The following is a 3,137-nucleotide window of genomic DNA, read 5'->3' on the forward strand; positions in this document are numbered from 1 at the left end:
GTCTTGAAATAGTTAAAACAAAGGCCGGAAAAGTGAGAGACAGAAAAGGCACGGTGGAATTTAAAGCACATTATATTAACAACGAAAAAAGCCATGTGCACCATGAGAAAAGCCAGTTTATAAAAATAAAGGGCAGATGGTATTATCACGGTTGGGCAGAATAATTATCGCCAAAATCTACAGATACAAGTGATAATCTAAGACTGCTTCTAACTTTTTCACTATAAAGAAATTATTTAAAGGGTTTTTATCGCAAAAAGTGTAATTATTATTTAGAAGAAAAAAAATAACTATAATATTTTTAAACTGGGAGATAGGGATGAAAAAATATTTTTTTATATGTATATCTATTTTAATTATGATTATTATTTTTAAGTTTTCCAGTGAAGATGCAGGGGAATCATCTAGACGTTCTGGGATAATTCTGGAGTTCATACAGAGACTATCTTCGAAATATTTAAAAGAGGATCTACTTTCTTATGCCGTTAGGAAATCTGCCCATTTTACCATGTATTTTCTCCTGGGAAGCTCACTTCAGCTTTCTTTTAATGATAATGCCAGAAGTATCCCCAACAAGTTTATTGTCTTAACAATTGTATTTTTATACGCCTGTTCTGACGAACTCCATCAGTCTTTTATACCAGGGAGAAGTTCGGAATTTGGTGATGTTCTTATAGACAGTGCAGGTGGTTTAGCATCTATTTTTATTGGAGATATCTTGAGAAAAATATCCGAAACTGTTTACAGAGACAGAGTAAAAAATATATTGAAAGGAGAATGAAAATGGCTATATATTTAGCAAGGCACGGAGAAGCAGTTTCTGCAGAAAAAAATTCTGAAAGGCCTCTATCTTCTGAAGGGAGGTCTGAGGTGGAAAAAATGGCCTTTTTAATGGCCAACTTTGGGGTGAAAGTAGAAAAGGTAATACACAGCGGCAAAAAAAGAGCTGAAGAATCGGCAGAGATATTTTCTGAAAAAATATGCGACGGTAAAATATCAAAATCTAAAGGTCTCGATCCCAATGACGATGTAAAAGAGTTTTGGAAAAAATATGAAAACACAGACAGAGTTATGTATGTGGGACATTTGCCCTTCATGGAAAAATTTGCCTCTTTTATCCTCACAGGTGAGGAATACGGAGTTTTGCTGAAAATAAAAACAGGAGGAGTCGTTTGTCTGGACAGATCGGAAGACAGATGGTTCATCAGGTGGATGTTTTCTCCAGACCTGTAATATAAAGATTGGAGGAGTGAAAGTATGAAAGCTGACTTAAAAAATATATCACCTAAAATACTAAACTTTGCATGGGGAGCCATGGAGATAGAAGGATACGGACAGGGGAAAGATTTTAAACTCTATCCCGGAGGCGCCAGACCATGGGACTGGTCTGAGACAGGGACCGAACACTCTCCCGGTATACAGCCGGCAGATATAGAGGAACTAATAGAGAGAGGCTGTGAAGTGGTTGTGCTCTCTAGGGGAGTGTACTCAAGCCTGGAGGTTATGGATTCCACCATAAAACTCCTGGAAAAACATAAAATCCAGTGCCATATACTGGACACCAGAAAAGCTGTGGACCTCTATAATAAATTGGCCGGTGAAAACCTTCGTATAGGGGGACTATTTCACTCTACCTGTTAGCTCACTTTCTGATTGATGGCTACAAATATAAGATCAAATAATATAAAAATGCCACAAGAGATCGTCTTAGGATCCTGTGGCATTTTATTTTGAATATTTAGAGCCATTTTTTCTTTCTGAAAAAAGCGATGAGACCCACAAAAATAAGAACCATAAAAATCAATAAAACAGGATATCCCATCCTAAACTTCAGTTCGGGCATATATTCAAAGTTCATCCCGTAGATCCCTGCTATAAAAGTGAGGGGTATAAATATCGTGGCAATAATAGTAAGAGTTTTCATGACTTCATTCATCCTGTTACTAATCCCGGTCATATAGAGCTCAAAAATATTTCCAAGGGAGTCTCTCAAGCCCTCCATTATATCTATTATCTGAAGTGTATGATCATAAAGGTCTCTGATGTAGAGCTTGGTATTCTCGTCCATCATAGGTGACTCATGCTTCTCCAGTTTCCCTATGGCATCTCTCAGAGGCCAGAGATCTCTCTTCATGTTATTGAGGTCTACCCTTATTTTTTGAAGATTTTCCACCAGGTCTGATTTTGGCTTTTCAAGAACATCTGTATTTAGTTCTTCAAGTCTGTTGTCATATTCTTCCAGAATGAGGAAATAATTATCTATTATTGTATCTAAAAGAGAATAAAATAGGTAATCTGCCTTTTTTTTCCTGAGTTTACCTTTGGAATTTAAGATCCTTTCTCTAATTATATCAAATACATCCCCTGCATGTTCCTGAAAAGAGATTACGAGTCCCTCTTTTAATATGAGACTCACCTGTTCCTCCTCTATTTTTTTATTCCCGTTGGGAGTTCCCATCATCTTCATAACCATAAAAATATAATCTTCTGCCTCTTCCACCTTTGGTCTCTGGGAAGTGTGGAGAATATCTTCTAAAACAAGGGAATGAATTTCGAATTTTTCCCCAATTTTCCCTATAAATTCTACATCTGTCAGTCCGAAAATATTTATCCATACAACCTTACCGTCCACTGAGTTTAGTTTACCTATATCAGAAGCATTGTAATTTTGAATCTGGCATTCTTTTTCATCATAAACAAAATATTCTATATCAATTTTTTCAACTGTTTTATTTCCGGTGTAGATAAGGGTTCCCGGTGGTACCCCTACTTTTTTAATCTTCTTCTTCGATCCTTTTCCCATATTTCCATCCCCTTTCAAAAATAAAGCCATAAGAAGTATATTTGAAAAATATATCTCATTCCTGTAAAAAAGTCACCTTTTTTTTATTTTTTGGATTAATTTAATGAATTATTGAATTTATAAAGATTCTGTCACTTTTCCTTGATGAAAAGTAACCAAAAATCAAGGCCTGTGAAAAATAAGCTAAATGCCTTCGGAAATCTAAGAAAAAATCGAAACTCGCTTCGCTCAGACATCGATTTTTTCTAAAGATTTCTCTCAGTCATTCCTAACGCTTATTTTATCAATGGCCGAAAGATTCAAAACATTTTTAGCACAATAAATTAAAGAATAA

At 35.5% G+C, this 3,137-nt stretch carries 5 protein-coding genes; 4 read left to right on the forward strand and 1 reads right to left on the reverse strand.

Translation table 11 applies throughout. The features are described 5' to 3' along the window. The first annotated feature begins 8 nt into the window (after nt 1-8). The 4 genes from ABZA26_RS11130 to ABZA26_RS11145 all read left to right on the forward strand — a co-directional run bounded on the left by ABZA26_RS11130 (nt 9) and on the right by ABZA26_RS11145 (nt 1,641). Entirely contained in the window at nt 9-164 is a 156-nt protein-coding gene (locus tag ABZA26_RS11130; RefSeq protein ID WP_372714603.1) for a YchJ family metal-binding protein, read from the forward strand. A 155-nt stretch (nt 165-319) separates the two neighbouring features. After that, on the forward strand, nt 320-781 hold the full coding sequence (locus ABZA26_RS11135) for a VanZ family protein (RefSeq protein ID WP_372714599.1): 462 nt from the start codon (nt 320-322) through the stop codon (nt 779-781). A 2-nt stretch (nt 782-783) separates the two neighbouring features. Beyond that, nucleotides 784-1,233, forward strand: a complete 450-nt coding sequence (sixA, locus tag ABZA26_RS11140; protein ID WP_372714600.1) for a phosphohistidine phosphatase SixA — start codon at nt 784-786, stop codon at nt 1,231-1,233. Between the two features lie 24 nt (nt 1,234-1,257). Continuing rightward, on the forward strand, nt 1,258-1,641 hold the full coding sequence (locus ABZA26_RS11145; RefSeq protein WP_372714601.1) for an Mth938-like domain-containing protein: 384 nt from the start codon (nt 1,258-1,260) through the stop codon (nt 1,639-1,641). Nucleotides 1,642-1,738: 97 nt separating this feature from the next. On the opposite strand, the gene corA is transcribed toward ABZA26_RS11145, so the two are convergent. After that, complete coding sequence (gene corA / locus ABZA26_RS11150) at nt 1,739-2,803, reverse strand: magnesium/cobalt transporter CorA (protein WP_372714602.1); 1,065 nt, start codon at nt 2,801-2,803, stop codon at nt 1,739-1,741. Nucleotides 2,804-3,137: the final 334 nt, after the last annotated feature.

Origin of the sequence: Ilyobacter sp. (genome assembly GCF_041583315.1) — a bacterium.
Lineage (GTDB): Bacteria > Fusobacteriota > Fusobacteriia > Fusobacteriales > Fusobacteriaceae > Ilyobacter.

What these genes read in the sequence shown, in the direction of transcription:
- sixA (WP_372714600.1), top strand. Translation starts at nt 784, where the DNA reads ATGGCTATATATTTAGCAAGGCACGGAGAAGCAGTTTCTGCAGAAAAA.
- ABZA26_RS11135 (WP_372714599.1), top strand. Translation starts at nt 320, where the DNA reads ATGAAAAAATATTTTTTTATATGTATATCTATTTTAATTATGATTATT.
- ABZA26_RS11145 (WP_372714601.1), top strand. Translation starts at nt 1,258, where the DNA reads ATGAAAGCTGACTTAAAAAATATATCACCTAAAATACTAAACTTTGCA.
- corA (WP_372714602.1), bottom strand. Translation starts at nt 2,803, where the DNA reads ATGGGAAAAGGATCGAAGAAGAAGATTAAAAAAGTAGGGGTACCACCG.